Below are 21836 nucleotides of genomic sequence, written 5' to 3'. Positions count from 1 at the left end.
GTCGGAAAAACGTGACTTCTTCATGCAGAATCTCCCTGCGTGTAGCTTACGGAAAATTCTACTTTTAAACACCGCTGTTTTTCGGGGGGATTACCAATTTGCAGAGCGGCCCCAGTTGATCCTGGGTTAATGACTGTAATCGTTTGCCTATTCCTGATCTTTGGTAGCTCTGATGAACCGCCAAATCTGACAGGTAGCAGGCATAGTGAAAATCCGTAACGCTGCGAGCGATGCCCACCAACAAATCACCATCCCATGCGCTTACGACGAGATTGGAGTTGGAAACAATCCCCTCCATACATGCTCGGTCATGGGTCGGCCGACGCTCCCCGAGGGTCGAACTTTCCAGCAAACCGATGAATTGATCGGTGGTAATGGGGTGATTCACCTTGAAACTGATAGTCATACCTCTCCTTGGCAATTAACGCTTGGCTTTGCGGCGTGCCGGAGCGCAGCGTAGGGGCGTCCGACAACAGCCTCTTGTTCGACAACGAGTGAGACCAATTCGGAAAATTACCACGTTACATCGATAGTAACTCAGTTAGGCTGAGTGACGTTTCTTCAATCGCAGTATCAACATATAGCTCGACTTGGCTCGGCTTCGGGAGATTGTCTGCGAAGACAGTACCTTGAAGTGTGATGTCTCGAGTCTCTCTGGAACCGACGTAAATTGTGTCTGACCAGACTTTACGACCTGGCTGCAAATCTCCGCACTCAATTTCGATACAATATTCATCCTTTTCAGAAATCGTAATTGAACCGGGAGCGTGACGGTTAATATCTAACATTGTATTTGGATGAGACATCCAAAATGGACTATCTTTTTGGCTTGGGCGTGAAGGTACATCGGAACCATCAATTATCACAACTCCGATGTTCCCGGGCACCCTCAAATCGATTTGAACATTGCGAGCAGCCACTTCACCGCTATTTTTTATGACGAAGCGAACTGGTCTAAATAATCGATGCACAAACTCATAATGCGCTAACTCTCTATAATAGTTAGAGTTAACTTCTAGGTGTTGCACGCTTGATACAAATGTTAATCCCAGGCCAAATGGGTCGCTTGGCTCCGGTGGACGCAAATCTGGAATTGCGCTCTCGTTGGGCATAGCGCAATTTTCAGCCTCCCAAGAAATGCTCCTGCCGAGAGGTACTTCCCGTTCTGTATCTGCGAATTCAACAACCAACTCGCAAGACGGTTCTTGGGAAGCAGATCCCATTTGAGCTATCTCATCCAACGATGCGGGTTTCGTCGGGTCAGTTGAACTGCCACGACGAACGTAAACCGTCTCTTTTAATAGGCGCCCATAATTTCGCTTTAGATAAATTGGACGGATCTGCTGTTCTATCTTTATGATCCCAACCTGTACACCCTCGAATTCGAAAGCTTCATAGTGAAATCGAACCGGTCGATTTGTTAAATTATTAACGAACTGCTGAAGGGCATGATCATCTAGATGCTCGGAGTTATCGATACCAACAACCTCTCCCCGACCACCACGAACTTCTTTTACGCCAATCAATATGTATGAGTCAGAGCGCCGCCAAGCATTAGCAAACCCAATAATGTCCTTCAATAGCTCAGATTTTACTTCTTCGCTTTCCTTGGAGAACCGGTATTGCTGACTTTTAAAATCTAGCGTCGTGCTCTCTTCTTCATAGATTAGATTTTCGAAAAGATCCTTATTCATATCTTACCATCCAAGGTGCCTCTAAAATCACATTACCCTACAAATCAGGACGTTCGAACGCTTAGCTTAGCGGCGCCCTTGCAATGGAGGCGAAGCCGCAATGAAAAGGGCGTCCGGCGGCCATCGGCCGTGGACTTCCCCCAATAAAATGGACACGCCCCATCAGTTAATTCCCTCGAACTCTATCGGAGTCCGGTAACCAAGGCCACTGTGCAGCCGTTGGCTGTTATAAAAGCACTCTATATAGTCTTTTATATGTTTCCGTAACTGCCGCATCGTCACAAAGCTGGTCGCATGCAGCAATTCTCCCTTCAAGGTTTTGAAGAAGGATTCGACCTCAGTTTTGTCTGTGCATTGTCCCGGTCGATTCATGCTGTGGCGCACGCTGTTTTGGTTCAGAAATGCCTGTGTTTTCTGAGCCCGATATTCCGTGCCACGATCGGTGTGGAACAACAAACCCGCTTTCGGCTGCCTTGCTGCAAAGGCCTCTCTCAAGGCACCTTTGGCCAGTGCCGCATTCAGGCTCTCATCCAATCGCCAACTGATAATCCGGCGCGAGAACAGGTCCAGAACAACCGCCAGGAACACGTATTTTCGACCCAGCTTGATGTAGGTAACGTCACTGCTCCATTGCTGATTCACCGCAACAGACTTTTCAACGCTCAAGCGGTGATTGGGAAGGGCTTTGAGTTCGTCACGGCGCTTGCTCATTCGGCGATACACTCGCATCACTCGCGCTTTCATGCCCCATTCCTGCATCAGGCGCGCCACACGATTCTCGCCAACCTGTTCGCCTTCCCGGCGCAGGGCCTGATAGACCCTGGGACTGCCATAGCGCCCCTTGCTACCGTCGTAAACACGACGGATCTTCAACAGCAGCGCGGCGTTCTCAGTGGCTCTCTGACCAGGCTTCCGGTTTGCCCAGGCGTAGTAACCGGATCGCGACACCTTCAAGTGCCGACACAGCGCTTTTACGCTGTATTCCCGTCGGTGTTTCCAGACGAACCGGAACGCTTCCGTCGTTCCTCGGCCTGAAAACGTTGAAACTTTTTTAGGATATCGTTTTCCTCCTGAAGCTCCGATACTCGGCGTTTCAGGCGGGCAATCTCATCCTGTTCCTGTATTTTCTTTTTGGCGTCTGCTGGCGCCTTCTTGACCCGTTTCATGGCGAACTTTCCTTCACGGTATTCCTTTCGCCAGCGTGACAGCATGAAGGGGTGAATATCCAGCGCTTCGGCAACGCTTTTGACGCTGCGGTGGGCCTGGTGACTCCACTCCACCGCTTTGACTTTGAACTCAGTGCTGTACTGCTGGGTTTTCTTCCCCGTGATCATTTCCGGCATCGTTTTGCTCCTCCTGCGGAGTTATCGATGCGTGTCCACTACATCGGGGGAAGTCCAGAACGCACTTGAGCGAATGGTTAGCGCGATATGGTGAAAAACCTGCGGTATTTCGCATAAATTTCTTCCGCATGGTCATGCACCTGAGAATATCTGACATAAGCTCCTGCGCCTGCTTTGAGACCGCAAGGGTACCTTCCTGCCCAAGTTACCGCTTCGGTTAGCAGTTCTAGTGAAAAGTCATATTTTTCGACAAGCTTAGGATCAACTTTTTCAGCAAGCTTCTTTAGGTCGTGAGTCTGAATCTCTTTGGGAAATTTTGTCTGCGGCAGCCAATCTTCCTCCCAGGGGGAGCCAAATTTCCTGTGAATCCATATAGCCTTGAATAAATTCTCTAAAGCTAGGCCATAGAGAAACGAGCAGACATTCTCGAGTTCAGATTTTTCAGTGTGGCTTATCAGTACTGCCGCTGATTCCTTTGAGATTCGTGCGGAAGCAATCAGTGCTCTCGCATGCCCAAACCAAGCGGTTGCATCGCACAATTTCTGCGCGAATTGCCCGTTGACAAAGTCTTCAACTTCTTCCGGGGTAACGTCCATAAACATCCTTTGTGCTAACGCGAAGCGCACCGGTGACCTTTACAGAGCGGAGCGGAGTAAAGGGCATCCGCGTGGCGCGTCTTGTTAAACATTCTCCTTTATCCACAGTGGGTATGCCAGCAAGTCATTCACACGACGCTCTTGGCCTTTGTACTCATAACATTGCTCGTCAGTGATATACCGTTTCTTGTAAAGGCTGATCAAATTTTTCTCTTCTGACACAATTCCACCCAACTCAACGAGCTTTTCGATCGGGTGTTGATAGTTCCACCTACCGAGTGGCTCACCTTGACCTTTTGGCCTTTCGAAAAATTTTTGACCTGTAGTTATATTGGCCAAGGCTTGAAGAGCCGAAACGCCGGACATGACTATGCTATATTTGTTGTTGTCGTAAATAGCCTGTATCAGATAGAGGAATGTCCCCTTCCACACAAACTCCTCATCTGAATATAAACTAGGATCTGGGTCAGAAACCCAGATAATCAAAAAGGGTATATCTGGAAATGGAAATTTATCTCCTGTGGGTATGATTACTTTCTTGGCCTTGAATTTCTCAAGTACTAACTTTTTGTTTCGGCATTCCAATACAGCCTCTGAGTTTGCACCCCAATCGTCAAAAAGCTCTACGGGACGAAACCGCACGAGCAAGTTTTCTTTTTCCAGATAGTTGTTAATTGCGCGCAATTTGAAGTAGTCGTCGATCTCTGAGTTATTGTTCTCTGACTGCCATGAAACCGTAGGTCCATTCATACCAAGAGCTAAACCCGAGACAGTATTTTTTCCCGGTTTCTTGTATTTAGCAGGAACCTGAGAGAAATATTGATCGATTAGGTTCTTGTTGATGTACTCAAAAGTTTCGAAACTCATCTATCTTCCACAGTCAGGAAATGTTTAACGCCGAAGCACAGCGGCGCCCTTGTAATGGAGGCGCAGCCGCAATGTAAAGGGCGTCCGGCGGCCATCGGCCGCGTACTGATGCGCCTTGTTAATTTTTAGCGAGGTGAAACTCCACCACCAGATACCTCGTTGCCTGGCTTCTGAAAATCTGTTTCGGAATACGGATTCTTTGATGGCCAATACGCTTTAAACTGCGTCTGCTCACCTTGAGTGGGTTGGCGACCATGCTCTGCCTGAAAATGGGAAGCTAGATTTCTCATCTTCCGTGGCAGGGACGTTTTGCATTGAGGACAAATCGAAGGCTTGTCAGACCATTTAGCTTTCTTAGCCATTACTCCTCCATGCTTATGAAATTAACTGCTTATTAGTTTGAATTCTTATTAAACCGCAAACCCACCACCTCATTTAAAACTGCGTCACAGCTCCAATAATCGTTCTTTTTCATCGTTTTACAAGTCTAGTTTTGCGGTCGCAACCAGCCTCGCCTCTGTCAAAAGTTTGCACGCGGGTTTAGCGTGCACGTTTTTGCAAGTTAAATCCAGAGGGTCTAAAAATTCCGCTTCTTAAACAGTCACCTACATAGGTGCTCTGTGAAAAAAGTGCAGCATTGTGCAAATTAAACCGCAAAAAATTTAGCATTTTTGAGGTTTTTTAATTATAACTGTACACATATACAGTTATTTGACCAAGGAGGGCGATTATAGTGAAATCACCGTTTCTGGAATCGATTCGCACAGAGATCAGAACAAAACAGTACAGCTACCGAACCGAGAAGTCCTATCTCTACTGGGTTCGCCAGTTCATTCTGTTCAATGACAAGAAACACCCGGAAATAATGGGAAATTACGAAATTGAGCGCTTTCTGAATCACCTGGCCGTCAATCGCGGAGTTAGCCCAGGCACCCAAAACCAGGCACTGTGCGCAATCATTTTCGTCTACAAGAACGTGTTGAAACGGGAGATCGAAAACCTTCAGTACAAGATGTACCAAAACACCTCGGCGAATGCCGACTGTTCTCAACCCCGAAGAAGTTGCATCGATTCTTGGTAATCTGGAAGCTGAATATTGGCTCATCACCGCTCTCCTGTATGGTTGCGGTTTGAGAATCAACGAAGCACTTTCGCTGCGCATCAAGGATCTCGACCTGAAAAGCCGGAACTTACTGGTGTTTAACCGGAAGGGCCGCAAGGATCGATACACACTCCTACCGGGCAATCTCAGAGAGAGCGTTAAACGCCAGGTCGTCCATGCCCGGGAGGTACATCAGTCCGATATCGCCGATGGATTCGGGCTCACATCAGTTCCGAGTTCACTGCATAAGAAGTATGGACCAGCGATGAAAGACTTCGGGTGGCAGTACCTCTTTCCTTCTTCAACGCGTTGCCTTCATCCCATTGCTGGATACGTTTGCCGGCACCACCTTCATCACTCAACGTATTCCAGACAGTTACGACAAGCCGTTCAGTCTAGTGGGATTACGAAGAGAGTAACGGCGCATACCTTCCGGCATGCCTTTGCAACAGAGTTATTGCGATCGGGAAGCGATATCCGGACAGTTCAGGAGATTCTCGGCCATAGCGACATTCGCACGACCGAAATCTACACGCACGTCATTGGCGATAAACGTGCAGGAACGGTGAGTCCATTTGATCGTTTGCAAGAGTGAAAACGACCAAGGAAGTATTCTGAATCGAAGGAATCTTTAAATGCTTGATTTTAATGGTGCCCGGAGCCGGAATCGAACCGGCACGGCCTTACGGCCGAGAGATTTTAAGTTATTAGCGCCCTTCTTTGAACAAATTTGAATAAACCTTATTATCAATTTAAAAACAACCACTTAATCGGTATCCTTGAAAACTTATGTTTGCGGTTGTTTGAAGAGATCCGCTAGAATTTGATCGATTTTGTCTACATGGCGTCTACATGAAGACGCAAGAGACTCAGAGGGAACTGCTAGTGGATCACGTTAAAACGACGTTTGACCGTCTCCAATCCTTCATCGACTCGGGTATGTCGATGTCACACATCTACCAGCCGGTGATGCTCGCGTACTTGCTCGAACATCAAGGCGAAGCCTCTGCCGAAGACATTGCCGAGTCGATCTTGTTACACGATGACTCCCAGCTTCGATATTACAGAGACATTGTGAAAAAGATGCCGGGCCAGGTGCTCGCCAAACACGGTGTGATAGAGAAGGGACCAAAAGGCTCCAATCGATTTTTCCTCAGAGGGTATGACGAGCTCTCCCCGTCCGAACGCAAGAGGCTTCAGCTCCAGTGCGAGATTAGGCTCGCTGAATACGTCGAAAAACGAGGTAAAGCGGCAATCTTTGCTCATCGAGATCATTCCCGCGACGAGATCCCCGGCTCTTTACGTTACGACACCCTTAAGGCGGCGGAATTTCGGTGTCAGCTCTGCGGTATCCCGGCATCGGATAAAGCCCTGGAAGTGGATCACATCATTCCCGTGAATCACGGCGGCACCAACGTCCCACACAACCTTCAGGCGCTCTGTTACTCCTGCAACGCCATGAAACGGGACCGGGACGACACCGATTTCCGCCAGTGGCCAGAGCAATACGCCCACCGGCAGCCGGACTGTTTGTTCTGCGATCCTGCCGGGAATCAAATTGAGGTGCTAGCTGAGAACGAATTGGCGCTGCTATTGAAAGATAACTTCCCGGTATCGCAGGGGCACTGCCTCGCGATCCCTAAACGGCACGCCGAAACCTATTTTGATTTGAACCCCGCCGAGCTGAACGGCATCAACCACCTACTCCGGGATCAGCGAGAAGCCCTAATGGCGGAAGACGCCAACATCACTGGCTTTAATATGGGCACCAACGCCGGAGCCAGCGCGGGCCAGTCGGTGTTTCACGCTCACGTGCACTTGATTCCCCGCCGCGACGGAGATCAAGAGAATCCTAGAGGTGGCGTCCGGAAGGTATTCCCGGATAAAGCTGACTACTGAGGCGCGACATGAGAATCACCAAAAGCTTTGTCGATAAAGTCGATATTCCCTTAGCAATGCCTGATGGTAAGGGCCGTCAGGCGTTCTACCGCGACACAGCAATTCCGGGATTTGGTCTAAGAGTGACGAGTGGTGGCGTTAAATCCTTTATCGTTGAGAAACGTGTGGACGGGAAGGTCAAACGTATCACTCTAGGCCGCTACGGTAACCTCACTGTCGAACAGGCCAAGAAAGAGGCCATGAAATTTCTAGGCAAAGTGGCCACCGGCGTGAACCCGATTCGAGAAGCTCAGGAGCAGCGTGTCCAACGGATCACTTTACAAGATGCCTTTCAGGACTACCTCGCGACACGAAAGAATCTCAAGCCCAACACTCTGAACGACTATCAACGCTCCATGCGTGAGATGTTCAAAGACTGGCAGAGCAAGGCGCTCAAGGATATCAGCCGAGATATGGTGCTGAGTCGCCATGCGGAATACGGTCAACGCAGCCCGGCGCGGGCCGACAACGGGATGCGGATTCTACGTGCGGTATTCAATCATGCTCTGCAACGTTACCAGGATGCTTCCGGTAAACCCTTTCTGGTCGCGAACCCGGTCGATGTCCTGAGCCACCAACGCGCCTGGTACAAGGTCGAACGGCGCCAGAGCCTCATCAAAGATCACCAGCTCAAAGCCTGGCACGACGCAACGATGCAGTTGAACACGCAAACCACGCGGGATTACCTGCATTTGGCGCTGCTCACCGGCCTCCGTCGCACCGAGGCGGCAACCCTGACTTGGGACCAGGTGGACTTCAAAGAAAAGACTCTGACTATTACCGATACCAAGAACGGGCGGGTCCATCGCCTGCCTTTCAGTGACGCTATCGAAGCGCTTTTAAAGCGCCGTCATGAAGTCCAGGAGAGCCCTTTTGTGTTTCCCAGCGACGCAGAGCGTGGACACCTCTCAGAGCCCCGCACCGCGATCAAGCGTGTGTGCGAACTTTCGGGTGTGACGTTCACTATGCACGATTTACGGCGCACCTTTATTACGGCCGCCGAACGGCTCGATATTCCGGCATACGCCCTCAAACGGCTCATGAACCACAAAGACCCGAACGATGTCACAGATGGCTACATCATCTTCGATGTCGAACGTCTACGAGGACCCATGCAAAAAATAACGGACTTTTTTGAAGCTCAGTTCAAATTGGACGATCATACTCAATCCTAAATTCGTAGTCGCAGCTCCCTGATGAACTCGGACCAAACGGATAGAGATACAACCAACGGAAGGCGAGAAGACATTATGTCTGATGAGTGCGACAAAACAACTGAAGAACTCAGAACGCAAGTCTTCGAGACGCTAGGCCGGTGTGTGCTGAACCTGCAAAAATACGAACTTGGAATGAAAGGGTTTCTTTCAGTGTTGGAGATGGAAGGTACCCCCAAGACCTGGCAAACAAATCTCCATAAGCGACAATCCCATTACAGCACTAAGACCCTTGGTCAGTTGATAAGCGACTTTACCGGTAGTCATATATCGTCCGAGACTGGCAATGAGTCGGAATCGGAAATAGACGATTCGGCACTTCCGACGGATGCAGTTCATTTTAAGACAACATATAGCATTGTCGCAGGCGAAGACGACTATCAGACGTTACTTGATGATTTGACCTACCTGGTCGAAACGAGAAATGAGCTGGTGCATCATTTCCTTCAGCGCTTTCCTTTGGACGATCAAGATTCCTGTCTGCAGGCTATCGACCACCTTGAAACCGTGCGACAAATGCTCAAGTCTCATATGGAACGGCTCCAAAGTTGGGACCAAGCGAGGGTAAGAGGTATGTCCGCGCTGAAGGGTTTCCTCCTCTCGCCGCAGTTCGATGCATGGATCAAGTTAGGTTTTATCCCCGGAGAAAATATTGACTGGCCCAGCGCCCGTGTCGTCGAGGAATTGAAGCGCGCAGAATCCACGCTTGGTAAAGACGGGTGGACGGACCTGACGCTCGCCATTGAAGTTATTAAGAGTCGAAACCCTGACCTTACTCCCAAGGCACACGGATGCGTCAGTTGGCGAAACCTGCTCCATACCTCGGATCTCTTTGATATTCGCCGGGAACGAGGGCAAGCCGCAACTTCCATCACGTTTTTTAGGAGCCGGTGACTCCAACCTTCAACTTCAGTTTGGACCTAGCCAAGCTGCTAACATCTTCGAACCTCAAGGACAATTCGATGCTGCATTCCGACATTGACCACCTAAGCATCTGGGAAGTCGCCCATCGGTGGTACGATCAGGATCCAAATAATTCGGATCCGAGCGCTCTACCCCTGCCTGTTCAGGATATGCTCCGGACGGTTACACGAATGCAATACCGGCACGATATTCAGGTTTGCAATGAGAACGGAATCGTCTTGAAGGATGAAAAAACCCTTGTCGATTTCGAACACTACGTTGATTTCGAATCATCCGTCACTGAAGAAACAACGCACGAAGAGATCGATGAAAAAACTGGAGAGCCCAAGACCGTCACTGTCTCGATGATTTATGAAGATCCAGAGAACCCTTTGACCGACGATGAGCGCTGGGAACGGTATCAGGAGTTCTCGGAGAGATGGTTGAGGCGACATGCGACCGCAACGAAAGATTTCCCTCAATGCTTTAAGAACCGCATTTTTGAGCGACAAACGCTGGAGCGGGTACATATCAACAAGAACAGTGTTTGCGACCTGTGCGAAATCCTCAAGCTTCCACTTCCTTCTTTCTGGTTTACCGAGATTGAGCGTCAGGAGCATCAGAACAAACTGACTGGCCAAACCGGTGACGATGAAAAGGATATGCTGCCAGGGCGAATCAAACAGGACCAGATCGACAAATTTTGGTCCAAGCTTGCCGACAAGCAAAAGCATCGCGTTTTATGCCGGGAAATCGCCCAGGAACTCTGGAAGGCGTCCCCGAACCTCAGTATTGCCGATATCTGCAAGCATGAGGCAATCCGACGTTTTGGCGGTGGGCGTTACTATACGAAACCCGACACCTTAAGGGATTGGATTAAGGACCTAGATCCAAGACCAGCGGGAAGCAAGAAAGGCGGCAGACCCCGATCAAGCTAAAACTAAAACTCCCCGTCTAGCGTCAGAAACTCCCCGTCTGAACCAGACGGGAATATTTACTTTCCCCGCTTAACGTCAATGTGTCTCCGACAGCAACAAACTCTGTTGGAGACACGCAATGAACAAAGCACTTTTCACAACTAAAGAAGCCGCGGAGCTTCTAGGTGTCAGCAAAGCCTTTCTTGAAAGAGATAGGTGGGCCGGTGCCCGAGTCCCGTTTGTCAAAGTTGGCAGCCGGGCAGTTCGTTACCGTCTATCGGATCTTGAGAGTTACATCGAGCGCCAGATACGTCACTCAACCTCTCAGGTGGCCTAATGGCCGAGGTGATCATAACGTTAACGGATCGAACTACCGTCAACCGACCGTTACGGAGAGTTTTTCCTCACAGGTTCGTTAACGGACAACGAGCATCCGTTAGTTCGTTAACGACCCTCCCTGTACCTTATAGGGTACACCCCCAACAATCAGCAGGTTCACCAGCCCCTACCCCTGCCCTATTATGGGCAGGTACACGTTATGTTCTGGGGGTTGCATGACACCCTCAGACCAAAGGCAATTTGCGTTCTATCGAACCAAGGGCCGGTTATACACCATCGGCACGCGCCAAACCCGACAAGCGGTAACCCGGTTCCGTAAACGGTTCCCTAGGGTATTCCCTAAGCTCGAACCCCACCTGTACCTAATAGGTCAGGATCGGGGGTGCATTGCGTTGGAAATGGCCTTGGAGGATCTGGAATCAAAACTACAACGACGGGATCTGAAGTTCACCATAGACGATACCGAGCTAAAGGACTTTGCTAGAACCAAGGCAAAAGCCTGCGGCGAAACCAGCGTGCGAATCAAAGACACGAAAGAAGCGCTGCGAGCCATCGCCAGACTGTTAGATCGTTACGCATTTAACCTCCCAAACAGCCACACGGACAAAGGGTGCATCGAACGAACAAAATGTGAAAGGTGGTGGCGCCGCCTTATTCGGAAAGAACAGAAACGGGTATTGGACAACGTAGCCCGTGAGTATGGCCTCGTTTCCAAGCAAAAGGGCGTTTATGTATCCGATTGGGGGTTAAAACTCCATCAGGAACAGCTAACCCGCAACCGTTCCCTGCTTGAAGAAATGATCGCGGTTAACGATCAGTGCCAGGAATACACCCTCGCGGAACTGTCAGCGCTGTCGGTTAGCAATCCATATGTTCGCCGATCAGAGCTAATCGTTCGTGCGTCCGGCTTTGAGAAGATCGCCCAAGACATGGGCGATGCTGGGGTATTCCTGACCTTAACCACACCCAGCAAATACCACCCCGTCAAAATAAGTGGTCAACCGAACCCCAAATATAACGGATCGACACCCAGCGAAGCCCAGAGTTACTTGAATTCGGTGTGGGCGCGCATTCGAGCCCAGCTAGACCGAGACGAAATCCGAACCTATGGGTTAAGGATCGTAGAACCCCACCATGACGGAACCCCGCATTGGCACCTGATGCTGTTCGTTGAACCCAAACACAAAGCGCGCATGGTTGAAATCATGCGGGACTATGCCTTGGAGGAAGACGGCGACGAACCGGGAGCACAAGAAGCCCGGTTCGAGGCGGTTGATATTGATTATGACCGAGGGTCAGCAACCGGCTACATCGTTAAGTACATCTGCAAGAACATCGACGGCGAGTTTCAGGAAAACGGCGAGGATGCCGAAGACTGGTATGGCAACCTGACTAAAGATGTTGCTGCACGTGTCCGCGCCTGGGCCAGTATCCATGGAATCCGTCAGTTTCAACAACTCGGCGGGCCACCTGTAACCGTCTGGCGTGAGTTACGTCGCTTGGATCATGCCGATGACGAGGTTGTAGAGAAAGCCCGACAAGCAGCGGACAAAAGCGATTGGGCGGGTTTTATCGAGGCGATGAATGGCCCGTGTGCCAAACGAGCGGATCAGCCCATTAAAACAGCAAAATGGCTAGAGTTTGATCAGGATACAGGCGAGTACCTGGATAGCCCAGTTAATCAGTACGGCGAACCGGCTAAAGGCAAGCTGTTTGGCCTGTTTGCTCAAGGCCGATATTGGATCACGCGAACGCTGCGATGGGAGATCAAGCGACCGAAGAAGGCAGAGTCCGAGATTAATCCCGGTTCCTCCTGGCTGGATCGCCTTCAGCAACTAACCCAGGTCCGGGAACCTACAGAAGCGGAAATCGCCGCATTGCCCGAGGACACCGCGTATACCTGGGAGAAGCTGAGTGGTGAGGTTCATCCGCCACCTTGGAGTTCTGTCAATAACTGTACGGCATCGAGCCGGCGATAGTAGGCCAACTTATCAGCTCTAAACTCATTCACTAAGCCTATGATCTACTTATTTACTATAAGCGGAAAACCGAAATCGGTGTTCAAAATAGTATTTAACTCATGCTCTTGACTAACTTCTAACCGACGCAGAACGGCCTTTGAACCAGGAATTATTTGTATTGAAGATTCATAATAAGCACAAAAAAGCGCATCCTTCATCAAGCGGAGCTGAGGCGGATTTGATAGGTATTTCTCTATTTTGTCCTGCGCATCTGAAGAAGACTTGTAAATCTCAACCTCAACTTTATGAGAAATTGAGGTCCCAGCATCATGGGAAAGGATTGGAATTAGTCCTTTCTTAATAAAAAAAGCCTCAAAAATTAACTGGTCTGTGATGGAAACCCCATCTATAACGCAGCCAGCACAAATAAAATTACTTACGAAAACGAGCGGTACGGTTTCAAGTTCATCCGCCTCAATATCTAGATTATATCTAGAAACAAATTCATGCCTGTTATTTTTTATGAATTCACTCTTTCTTTTGGCCTGCTCTACTCCTTCCTTAATTCTCCTAGAAGCAGTTCCAAACGAAACCGGGCTATCAACTGCCACAATATTCTTGATCTCGATTACCAACGCCCTGTTGCCGATAAGAACTAACGAGTCAATTTCCTCAAACTGACCAGAAAACCTAATCATCTTTTCAGGCACCTGGAAGCTTGTCGCAGAAAGTGGGGAATTCTCAATTGATTTATTAATTCTATTTCTTATGTATTCCTCGAATCCATCACCTTTATTACTAAGAGATATATTTAACTGGCGAAGCCAAAATTCTGCGTTCCTACTAAGAACAGCCTCCATAAAAGGCGCAATAAGGACGAAGCTCTTACTGTCATTCTTTTTGATGAATGGATTGGACCATAAGTCGTAGTCACTACCAAAATCGAAGTGCAGAAATTCGAGAATTTTCTTGGTCTTATTTTTCGGGAATCCAACACATGTCGAAACTACCTGTGCAAGTTTTCCTATATCAACTTCAAAATTAAATCTCGACAAATCACCTTTTTTGAAGTAAGACGTATTGTTACTTAACGTTCCATACTTCCATGCCGAAAAAATCCTCAACGATAAGAATACGTCGAAAACATCACTTAGAGAAAACCCAAGCTCAGAAGACTCTTTTGAGCAAACACTCTCTGAAATAGAGTCCTTGATGTCACCAATATCATTTTTGGCGCTAGCATAAATTCCCTGCAATTCGAAATCTTGATCTTTCAACTGGACTGCGCGATATGATACACCTTTGGACTTTTCCGCCTCGATAGGGAACTTGTAATCCATTGAAGCTTGGCGGTTTTTAACAAAAGATCCTGTAATCGCCGAAACTGCTGCTCTATGATTTTCCATCCTCATCAAAGAAACAGTTTTTGCTACATTAAGTTCATTAAATACTGGATTAAGTAATAGAAGATTCTTTGAGGTGTCGTAAAGGGGAATGTTTTCCTCATATACAACTAAATGCCAATAAGATTCCAGCAAGTCATATAGGGCAGAGCCCATTTCTTGAAAATGAAGCCATTCCATTTCGTCGAGTGGCTCAAAACTTTCTTCACATTTATCGACTTTTCTACGTGCAAGCAGGCTGCCTAATATAAGTCGGAAATTGTCTACCATTTGATGCGCACTATCAGTGATAGTGAGATGGCCGTTATTAGAATCCTCGGGCCCGATCGCGGCTCCAGGTAGGCCTGACAGGTTATTTATTATGACGTCGTCGGTTTGATTCGATGCCGAAAATTCGTCAAAACGCTGTTGCATTTGCTGAGCGAAGGCCTTTCTGTGTCGATTGCTCAAACTCACGAAATGCCTTCTCAATACCCCGTTATTCAGTGACGCGGGTTTTCGTCTATCAAGTTCGGTCAACCAATCTCGTAACAATTCGAGTGTCTGGAAAAGAATAGTTCCGAACGAATGGGCTGCCTGAGATTGCCGTTGATGGAATTCGTATTCGAGCTCGTGCTTTTTCCAAGTGGCGAGTTTGAACCCTCGTTGCGTTGGATGTTTGATTTTAATCTTCGGCGATTGAAGAGCTTCTATAAATTCCATCTTTTCACTTCCCTGAGCAACCATAGGCATATAGAGCCTGCCACAACGAAGCGGTTGGTGTCTACATAGCGTCTACACGAAACAAGATGCACTTAAAAGAAGGCAGGAGAAAAATTCTAAGATATTGTTTTTAATGGTGCCCGGAGCCGGAATCGAACCGGCACGGCCTTACGGCCGAGAGATTTTAAGTCTCTTGTGTCTACCAATTTCACCATCCGGGCATAGGAGGGAAAAATCTGAAGGCCGAGATTGTATAAGGCTCCGTTGCCTAACGCAATTCCGATCTTTAACTTCCTGTCCAAGCTGTTTATTTTGCGAACAAATTGACTAAATTTAGGGCTTTATCGCGATGCCCTTGTAGATGTAGCCCGCAATTTTCGGCGCGTTGGGAATGTACAGGTTCTCTAGCTCTTGAATTTCGAAGCCGCCCTGCTTGAGCAATTCGGTGATGTTGCGGTTCAGGTGGCAGCCTCCTGCAAATTTCTTCCAACCCGGGGTGATCCGATGCTGCCATTTGCAGGTACGTTTATCAGGAGATTCTCCGTGTTCCAGGAATAGCAGTTCCCCACCGGGTTTGAGTACCCGCGTCATTTGTTCCAAAGCGGCTTGCCAATCCGGGATGGTGCACAGGGTGAATGTCAGCAAAATGGTGTCTACGGTGTCATTTTCTAAAGGTATTTTCTCGCCAGGAAGGTCTAACCATTCTACCTTGATAGACGAGCGGTTGAGGTTTGCCTGGGCTTTGCGGCGCATTCCTTCAGACGGTTCCAGGCCGTACACCATTTCGACACGGTCCGGATCGTAGAATTCGAGGTTGATGCCAGAGCCCATGCCAACTTCCAAAACACGGCCTTTTGCACGGGGAACCACCTGGCTACGAAGCTTCATCACCTGCCCCATAGAACAGGCTTTGTCGATGATGTGAGGCAGGATGCGATTTTCGTAAAAACTCATTGGTTCACCATAGTTGGCTCGATTTGTTGTTGTGATATGTCAAGAGTGCGACAAATTGTCTCGCGTTTCTCTGGTATGATCGCGTTAGCATTACCGTAACCGCTGGTAATAACAATATTACAAAATGCACCAGACTGTTGCTGTGCGGGCTACGCCCTTTTGTAAGCATGTCATTGCTGGAGGTTCCTATGGAGCTAGATCCCCTCATCCTATCGCGAATCCAGTTCGCGTTTGTCGTGTCATTTCACGCCATTTTCCCGGTGTTCACTATCGGGCTTGCTTCCTACATCGCACTGCTTGAAGGGCTTGGCTACAAAACCAAGAATCCGGTGTGGACCACCCTATCCACCTTCTGGACCAAGGTTTTTGCGGTGGTGTTCGGTATGGGGGTGGTGTCGGGCATCGTGATGTCATTTCAGTTCGGGACCAACTGGAGTAACTTCGCACAAGCCTCTGCTAACTTCTTAGGGCCCATCCTGAGTTATGAGGTACTCACGGCGTTTTTCCTGGAGGCGGCGTTCTTGGGGGTTCTGCTTTTTGGTCGCGATAAAGTGCCACCCGGGGCGCATCTGTTCTCCGCCATCATGGTGGCCGTTGGCACGCTTATCTCTACGTTCTGGATTCTCTCAGCAAACAGCTGGATGCAAACCCCTGCCGGTACAGAATTCAGAGACGGTGCGTTCCACATCTTGTCGTGGGGAGAGGCGATTTTTAACCCGTCCTTTAAGTTCCGCTTGATGCACATGGTTCTGGCTTCGTTCCTTACGGGTAGTTTCGTGGTCGCCGGTGTAAGTGCCTGGTACATCCTCAAAGGGCGCGAAGTGGAAGCGAACAAGAAAGCTCTCTCGATGTGTTTGTGGCTGTTGCTGGTCATTGCGCCAGCGCAAGCGGTTGTGGGCGATTTCCACGGTTTGAACACGCTGGAACACCAGCCGATGAAGGTGGCAGCAATGGAAGGCCATTGGGAAACCTCCACTAATGTGCCGCTTTTACTGTTTGCGATTCCAGACCAGGAAAACCAGACCAATCATTTCGAAATCGGCATTCCCAGCCTCGCCAGTTTGATTCTCACCCACGATTTCGACGGTGAGATTCTTGGTTTGAAGGAAGTCCCGGTTGAAGAACAACCTCCAGTGGCGATTGTGTTCTGGTCGTTCCGGGTGATGGTCGGCCTTGGCATGCTGATGATTCTGTTTGCCATCACCGGGCTGGTTCTGCGTAAAGGTGGCCGTTTGTATAAGGCCCGTTGGTACCTGCAAGGGCTCCGGGCCATGAGTATTGCGCCGTTTCTTGCGGTTTTGACGGGCTGGTTTGTGACTGAAACGGGTCGTGCGCCCTGGTTGGTGTACGGCATGATGACGCAGGCAGAATCGGTTACCCCGTCTCTCACCGGTGGCATGGCGCTGTTCACCTTGATTGGCTACATCCTGGTATATGCCTCCATCTTCTCGGCCGGTTTGTACTACCTGATGCGGGTTCTGTACGTAGGGCTGGAAGGCGATGGTGGCCATACCGAAGACGAGGCCGACCGCCCTGCCCGCCCACTGTCTGCTGCTCACGTTCAGTTCGAATACGATGCAGAGGAAAACGCGGCAAATCCGGCGAAAACCGCCACTGAAGGAGGGCAACAATAATGGAAGTGTTCGATTTAGCCCTCATCTGGGCATTTATCATCGGTTTTGGAATCATCATGTACGTCCTGATGGACGGCTTTGATCTGGGGATCGGCATTCTGTTCCCCTTTGCACCTTCGGAAGAAGATCGGGACACCATGATGAATTCGGTGGCGCCGGTCTGGGACGGTAACGAAACCTGGTTAGTGTTGGGCGGGGCCGGTTTGCTGGCTGCGTTTCCAATGGTGTACAGCATCATTCTGCCCGCCATGTACATTGGTGTGTTTTTGATGCTGGCCGGTTTGATTTTCCGTGGAGTGGCTTTTGAATTCCGATTCAAAGCGCGCAGCTCTCGCTACCTATGGAACTGGTCGTTCGCGGGTGGCTCAACCGTTGCGACCTTCGCGCAAGGTGCGGTGGTTGGCGCGTACATTCAGGGTTTCAACACTGTGGATGGCGTGTACGTTGGCGGTGCACTGGATTGGTTAACGCCCTTTACCGTGTTAACCGGTTTGGGCACATTGGCCGGCTATGCCTTGCTAGGCTCCACCTGGTTAATTCTGAAAACCGAAGGCCGCTTGCAAGACTGGGCTTACCGCATTACCACCCCGCTTTTGATCACCGTTCTGGTGGTGTTCGGCATTATCAGTGTTTGGACTCCCTTCGTTGATCACATGGTATGGGAGCGCTGGTTCTCGAACCTCGGCATTATCTGGATTCTGCCAGCCATCACGTTGCTGTTTGCGTTCCAGATCTGGCGTTCGGTTCGCAATCGGTTCGAGGGTATGCCGTTTGTCGCCACCATGGGGCTGTTTATCACCACTTACCTCGGTTTGATTGTTAGCCGTTGGCCTTACGTGGTGCCACCCAACTACACCCTTTGGGACGCCGCCTCGGCTCCGGAAGCTCAACTGTTCTTGCTGTTGGGCTTGCTGTTCGTGATTCCCATCATTCTGGTTTACACCGCCTGGACCTATTGGGTGTTCCGCGGCAAGGTGCGCGCCGGAGAGGGGTATCATTAAGTGGAACCGTCGGACCCGGCCCGTGTCCGGCGTTGGCTATCTGGGTTAACCAAGAGCAGTCAACGCTGGATACGGGCCACGGTACTGGCTGGTGTAGGGGTTGGGCTGGCAACCATCGCTCAGATGGCTTTGCTGGCCTGGCTGGTACATCAGGGCGTTATTGAGCAACACCCCCTAGCCGATCTTACCCCGGCATTCTTGGCGTTGGTGACCGTATTGGTGCTGCGCGCTCTTGGCCAAGGCTTGCAAACCCGCTTCGCCTCGCGCTGCAGTGAAGAAGTGCGCAGGGATGTTCGCCGCCAATTGCATCGCAAATGGCAGTCACTCGGGCCCGTAGCACTCTCCGATACTTCTGCCGCGTCGCTTACCCGGGAATGGCTGGATCACGTTGAAGCCCTGCACGGTTACTTCGCCCGATTTCTACCGCAAATGATGTTGTCTGTGTTTGTGCCGCTAATGATCTTGGCGGTGGTGTTCTGGCTGGACTGGCTGGCCGGTATCTTTCTGGTGTTATCTGCGCCCTTGATTCCTTTGTTCATGGCATTGGTGGGTATGGGTGCCGAAAAGGTAAACCAGCAGCACTTCGAAACCGTGAGCCGGCTTTCAGGGCAATTTCTGGACAAGGTACGAGGGCTAACCACCCTTCAATTATTTGGCCAAACAGCCCAAGCCAGTGATGCGCTGCACCAGCGTTCAGACCAGTTTCGCCTGATCACACTGAAAACTCTTAAAATCGCCTTCCTTTCCTCCGCGGTGCTGGAGTTTTTTGCCTCCGTGGCGATTGCGGTGATTGCGATCTACATCGGTTTTGGGCTTCTGGGCTACATCTCGTTCGGGCCAAGTTCTGAGCTTACGTTGTTTTCGGGCCTGTTGATTTTACTGTTGGCTCCGGAATTCTTTCAGCCCCTACGTACGCTGTCCCAGCATTACCATGATCGAGCAGCGGCTCTAGGCGCCAGTGCTGAGATTATGGCGCGCCTTGACCAACCAACTTCGCCAGTAAAAGCCACGGGGTTACCGGGTTCATCAGACGCGGCGGTGATTGATTTTCATCGAGTGTCTTTGTGCTACGACACCGGTCCCGAAGTGATCAGAAACGTGACGCTTACCTTTAGAAAAGGCGAAACCATTGTGCTGACCGGCCCTTCCGGCGGTGGTAAGTCGACCCTGTTGCACATGCTGGCGGGATTCCTACAACCCGTTTCAGGCTCTATCTCGATATTTGGTAAGCCCTGCGGTGAACAACCGTTCGGGTGGCTAGGCCAAAAAGGGTTCTGGATTCAAGGAAGCTGGGCCGACAACTTGCGCATGACCAGCCCGGAAGCCTCAGACATTGCCATTGAAAAAGCCCTTCATCAGGTCGGTTTGGCTGATCTGGTTGAACATCGGGAACACGGCATCTACAGCATGATTGGCGAAGACGGTCAGGGGCTATCCGGTGGCCAGGCCCGGCGCTTGAGCTTGGCTCGAATTTTTCTCGCCGATTACGATTTAGTGATTCTGGACGAACCGACCGCGGGTTTAGACGCCACCAGTGAAATTCATGTATTGGAAGCTCTGCACAAACTGTCTGAAGCGGGAAAAACCCTGATTTTGTCCACCCACCACCAAGCCCTGATGACGCTGGCCGATCGACTGCTGATCGTTCACGACGGCGAGGTGAAAGATGCGTGATCTTCGCCCGTGGCTCAATCTGATATTGCAACGTCGTGGCCGTTTGGCCATAGGGGCACTCTTGCTGTTGGCCACGTTGATTTCGGGCATTGCCCTGCTCGCGTTGTCCGGCTGGTTTTTAACCGAAACTGCGTTGGTGGGCTTGTTGTTTGCAGCGGGTGTTCAAGCGTATATCAACCTGTACGTACCCGGAGGCGGCATCCGGTTTTTCGCTGTGTCACGCACGGTAGCCCGCTACCTGGAGCGCTTGTATAACCACAACACGGTGCTCCAGCTTTTAACCGATATCCGCGTAGCGTTATTCGATCAAATGGCACAAGCTGGCCATCGTGACAGGGGCCGGCAGAAAGGCGCTCACTGGCTTTCTCGGCTTACGGCCGATGTTGATGCACTGGATACTCTATACCTTCGCCTTGTGGCTCCAGCCTGTTTGGCCGCGTTGGTTGCCTTGCTGGTAGTTTTGCTGCTGTGGTTACTGCTGAACCTTACCATTGCTTTAACGGTACTGGTTTTACTAACTGGAGCGTTTGTTATTGCAAGCTGGCTTTTGTATCTCAGAACCCGAACGCTTTCGGGCGAGTTGAGCGGGCGCCAGGAACACTTGCGTGGCGAAGTCATTGAGCATCTGGAAGGCTTTTCGGAGCTGACCGCCGCAGGGCGAATCGGAAAACACGCGGCGCTTTTAAAGCGGCAATCACTCGCACTCGACAAAGATCAGGCGGTGATCGAAACCCGAACCGGCTGGCATTTGGCAATAACTCAACTATTGATCAACCTCTCCGCCCTGTTGGTCCTCTGGGCCGGGTTTGCTCTATTTGAAAGCGGATCTGTCTCTGGCCCGGTGCTGGTTATGCTGCCAATCGTGCTGTTAGGGCTCAACGAAGTATTTGCCATGCTCCCGGATGCCTTTGGCAAACTGGGAGCAACCGTGGCAGCTGCCAAGCGCCTGAATGAAGAGGTTGAGCCGTCCGCTGTTGCACCGGCGATTTCAATCACCAGCACGGCGCTGACGGCGACTGACCTGACCATTGGCCATCCCGGCACCGCGCCGGTAATGACGCATTTTTCGCTGACCATAAAGGCGGGTGAACGGCTTGGTATTGTCGGCGCATCTGGCAGCGGTAAATCTTCGCTGGCCGATACGCTTGCAGGAGTCATTCCCGCGCTGGCAGGGACACTCCAACGCCCGGCGTGCGCCTATCTGACGCAAAGCACTGTGCTGTTTGAAGACACCGTAAAAGCAAATCTGCGGTTGGGCAATGCCAAAGCAACAGACGCGGAGTTGTGGCGGGTATTAGAACTGGTTGAACTGGCGGAACGGTTTACACGAGAAGACGAAGGCTTGAACACCTGGCTCGGAAGCAGTGGAAACCGGTTATCCGGCGGTGAGGCTCGCCGTTTGGTGCTAGCGCGGGTACTGCTATCCGGTGCACCGCTGATGATTCTGGATGAGCCGTTTACCGGCGTTGATACCGATACACGCGAACGTATAGCCCCGCTGATTGACCGCTGGCTTGAAGGCCGCACAGTCATCAGCCTGGGGCACGGGCCGGAAGCACTGCTTCCTTCCGACCACGTACTGCACTTGAATTAG

The 21836-nt window shown here is 50.4% G+C and carries 19 protein-coding genes and 1 tRNA gene; 12 read left to right on the top strand and 8 right to left on the bottom strand.

The genetic code is table 11. The features are described 5' to 3' along the window. Positions 1 to 64 precede the first annotated feature (64 nt). From MWU64_RS05085 to MWU64_RS05065, 5 genes are all read right to left on the bottom strand, one after another. On the bottom strand, positions 65 to 406 hold the full coding sequence (locus MWU64_RS05085; protein ID WP_247062001.1) for a GNAT family N-acetyltransferase: 342 nt from the start codon (positions 404 to 406) through the stop codon (positions 65 to 67). Between the two features lie 115 nt (positions 407 to 521). Further along, on the bottom strand, positions 522 to 1694 hold the full coding sequence (locus MWU64_RS05080) for an ATP-binding protein (protein ID WP_247061999.1): 1173 nt from the start codon (positions 1692 to 1694) through the stop codon (positions 522 to 524). A 162-nt stretch (positions 1695 to 1856) separates the two neighbouring features. Next, positions 1857 to 3037, bottom strand: a protein-coding gene (locus tag MWU64_RS05075; protein WP_247061998.1) for an IS3 family transposase whose coding sequence is annotated in 2 segments (ribosomal slippage) — positions 1857 to 2738 and positions 2741 to 3037 — 1179 coding nt in all. Because the reading frame shifts where the segments join, the coding sequence is not laid out codon by codon here. A 77-nt stretch (positions 3038 to 3114) separates the two neighbouring features. Then, positions 3115 to 3633 carry a hypothetical protein gene (locus MWU64_RS05070; RefSeq protein WP_023012169.1) on the bottom strand — a complete coding sequence of 173 codons (519 nt, stop codon included), beginning with the start codon at positions 3631 to 3633 and terminating at the stop codon, positions 3115 to 3117. Between the two features lie 84 nt (positions 3634 to 3717). Further along, on the bottom strand, positions 3718 to 4500 hold the full coding sequence (locus MWU64_RS05065) for a hypothetical protein (RefSeq protein WP_247061996.1): 783 nt from the start codon (positions 4498 to 4500) through the stop codon (positions 3718 to 3720). A gap of 733 nt (positions 4501 to 5233) precedes the next feature. Here MWU64_RS05065 and MWU64_RS05060 point away from each other — a divergent pair. The 8 genes from MWU64_RS05060 (at position 5234) to MWU64_RS05025 (ending at position 12892) form a co-directional block, all read left to right on the top strand. Further along, complete coding sequence (locus MWU64_RS05060; RefSeq protein WP_247061994.1) at positions 5234 to 5581, top strand: site-specific integrase; 348 nt, start codon at positions 5234 to 5236, stop codon at positions 5579 to 5581. Then, on the top strand, positions 5535 to 6197 hold the full coding sequence (locus MWU64_RS05055; protein ID WP_247061992.1) for an integron integrase: 663 nt from the start codon (positions 5535 to 5537) through the stop codon (positions 6195 to 6197). The genes MWU64_RS05060 and MWU64_RS05055 overlap by 47 nt, the downstream gene beginning before the upstream one ends. A 290-nt stretch (positions 6198 to 6487) precedes the next feature. Then, positions 6488 to 7501 carry an HIT domain-containing protein gene (locus tag MWU64_RS05050; RefSeq protein ID WP_247061990.1) on the top strand — a complete coding sequence of 338 codons (1014 nt, stop codon included), beginning with the start codon at positions 6488 to 6490 and terminating at the stop codon, positions 7499 to 7501. Between the two features lie 8 nt (positions 7502 to 7509). Continuing rightward, on the top strand, positions 7510 to 8715 hold the full coding sequence (locus MWU64_RS05045; RefSeq protein WP_114333755.1) for a tyrosine-type recombinase/integrase: 1206 nt from the start codon (positions 7510 to 7512) through the stop codon (positions 8713 to 8715). A gap of 75 nt (positions 8716 to 8790) precedes the next feature. Further along, positions 8791 to 9648, top strand: a complete 858-nt coding sequence (locus tag MWU64_RS05040; RefSeq protein ID WP_114333754.1) for an OST-HTH/LOTUS domain-containing protein — start codon at positions 8791 to 8793, stop codon at positions 9646 to 9648. 68 nt (positions 9649 to 9716) lie between these two features. Further along, positions 9717 to 10595, top strand: coding sequence for a hypothetical protein (locus tag MWU64_RS05035; protein WP_247061988.1), 879 nt, complete (start codon positions 9717 to 9719; stop codon positions 10593 to 10595). Between the two features lie 118 nt (positions 10596 to 10713). After that, positions 10714 to 10911, top strand: a complete 198-nt coding sequence (locus MWU64_RS05030) for a helix-turn-helix domain-containing protein (RefSeq protein ID WP_114333752.1) — start codon at positions 10714 to 10716, stop codon at positions 10909 to 10911. Positions 10912 to 11128: 217 nt separating this feature from the next. Next, positions 11129 to 12892, top strand: coding sequence for a replication endonuclease (locus tag MWU64_RS05025; RefSeq protein ID WP_165823611.1), 1764 nt, complete (start codon positions 11129 to 11131; stop codon positions 12890 to 12892). Positions 12893 to 12936: 44 nt separating this feature from the next. Here MWU64_RS05025 and MWU64_RS05020 read toward each other — a convergent pair whose 3' ends face one another. From MWU64_RS05020 to MWU64_RS05010, 3 genes are all read right to left on the bottom strand, one after another. After that, on the bottom strand, positions 12937 to 14979 hold the full coding sequence (locus MWU64_RS05020) for an NERD domain-containing protein (protein ID WP_133297155.1): 2043 nt from the start codon (positions 14977 to 14979) through the stop codon (positions 12937 to 12939). Positions 14980 to 15113: 134 nt separating this feature from the next. Continuing rightward, positions 15114 to 15200: transfer RNA gene (locus MWU64_RS05015), tRNA-Leu, on the bottom strand. A gap of 112 nt (positions 15201 to 15312) precedes the next feature. Further along, positions 15313 to 15933 (bottom strand): class I SAM-dependent methyltransferase, encoded by a 621-nt coding sequence (locus MWU64_RS05010; protein ID WP_247061985.1) that lies wholly within the window; start codon positions 15931 to 15933, stop codon positions 15313 to 15315. 188 nt (positions 15934 to 16121) lie between these two features. Here MWU64_RS05010 and MWU64_RS05005 point away from each other — a divergent pair, with 188 nt between their 5' ends. The 4 genes from MWU64_RS05005 to cydC are packed head-to-tail and all read left to right on the top strand — an operon-like array spanning position 16122 to position 21836. After that, complete coding sequence (locus MWU64_RS05005; RefSeq protein ID WP_247061983.1) at positions 16122 to 17567, top strand: cytochrome ubiquinol oxidase subunit I; 1446 nt, start codon at positions 16122 to 16124, stop codon at positions 17565 to 17567. Then, a complete protein-coding gene (gene cydB, locus MWU64_RS05000; protein WP_247061981.1) occupies positions 17567 to 18568 on the top strand; it encodes a cytochrome d ubiquinol oxidase subunit II in 1002 nt (333 codons plus the stop codon). Before MWU64_RS05005 ends, cydB begins: the two co-directional genes overlap by 1 nt. After that, on the top strand, positions 18569 to 20242 hold the full coding sequence (gene cydD, locus MWU64_RS04995) for a thiol reductant ABC exporter subunit CydD (RefSeq protein WP_247061979.1): 1674 nt from the start codon (positions 18569 to 18571) through the stop codon (positions 20240 to 20242). Next, positions 20235 to 21836, top strand: coding sequence for a thiol reductant ABC exporter subunit CydC (gene cydC / locus MWU64_RS04990; protein ID WP_247061964.1), 1602 nt, complete (start codon positions 20235 to 20237; stop codon positions 21834 to 21836). Before cydD ends, cydC begins: the two co-directional genes overlap by 8 nt.

Origin of the sequence: Marinobacter sp. S0848L, from assembly GCF_023016065.1 — a bacterium.
GTDB lineage: Bacteria > Pseudomonadota > Gammaproteobacteria > Pseudomonadales > Oleiphilaceae > Marinobacter.
This window is presented reverse-complemented; position numbering and strand designations above follow the sequence as displayed.

Bases quoted from the DNA above. Each gene is read 5' to 3' on its own strand.
- MWU64_RS05085 (WP_247062001.1), bottom strand. From the start codon at position 406: ATGACTATCAGTTTCAAGGTGAATCACCCCATTACCACCGATCAATTC.
- MWU64_RS05080 (WP_247061999.1), bottom strand. From the start codon at position 1,694: ATGAATAAGGATCTTTTCGAAAATCTAATCTATGAAGAAGAGAGCACG.
- MWU64_RS05070 (WP_023012169.1), bottom strand. From the start codon at position 3,633: ATGGACGTTACCCCGGAAGAAGTTGAAGACTTTGTCAACGGGCAATTC.
- MWU64_RS05065 (WP_247061996.1), bottom strand. From the start codon at position 4,500: ATGAGTTTCGAAACTTTTGAGTACATCAACAAGAACCTAATCGATCAA.
- MWU64_RS05055 (WP_247061992.1), top strand. From the start codon at position 5,535: ATGCCGACTGTTCTCAACCCCGAAGAAGTTGCATCGATTCTTGGTAAT.
- MWU64_RS05045 (WP_114333755.1), top strand. From the start codon at position 7,510: ATGAGAATCACCAAAAGCTTTGTCGATAAAGTCGATATTCCCTTAGCA.
- MWU64_RS05040 (WP_114333754.1), top strand. From the start codon at position 8,791: ATGTCTGATGAGTGCGACAAAACAACTGAAGAACTCAGAACGCAAGTC.
- MWU64_RS05035 (WP_247061988.1), top strand. From the start codon at position 9,717: ATGCTGCATTCCGACATTGACCACCTAAGCATCTGGGAAGTCGCCCAT.
- MWU64_RS05030 (WP_114333752.1), top strand. From the start codon at position 10,714: ATGAACAAAGCACTTTTCACAACTAAAGAAGCCGCGGAGCTTCTAGGT.
- MWU64_RS05025 (WP_165823611.1), top strand. From the start codon at position 11,129: ATGACACCCTCAGACCAAAGGCAATTTGCGTTCTATCGAACCAAGGGC.
- MWU64_RS05020 (WP_133297155.1), bottom strand. From the start codon at position 14,979: ATGGAATTTATAGAAGCTCTTCAATCGCCGAAGATTAAAATCAAACAT.
- MWU64_RS05010 (WP_247061985.1), bottom strand. From the start codon at position 15,933: ATGAGTTTTTACGAAAATCGCATCCTGCCTCACATCATCGACAAAGCC.
- MWU64_RS05005 (WP_247061983.1), top strand. From the start codon at position 16,122: ATGGAGCTAGATCCCCTCATCCTATCGCGAATCCAGTTCGCGTTTGTC.
- cydB (WP_247061981.1), top strand. From the start codon at position 17,567: ATGGAAGTGTTCGATTTAGCCCTCATCTGGGCATTTATCATCGGTTTT.
- cydC (WP_247061964.1), top strand. From the start codon at position 20,235: ATGCGTGATCTTCGCCCGTGGCTCAATCTGATATTGCAACGTCGTGGC.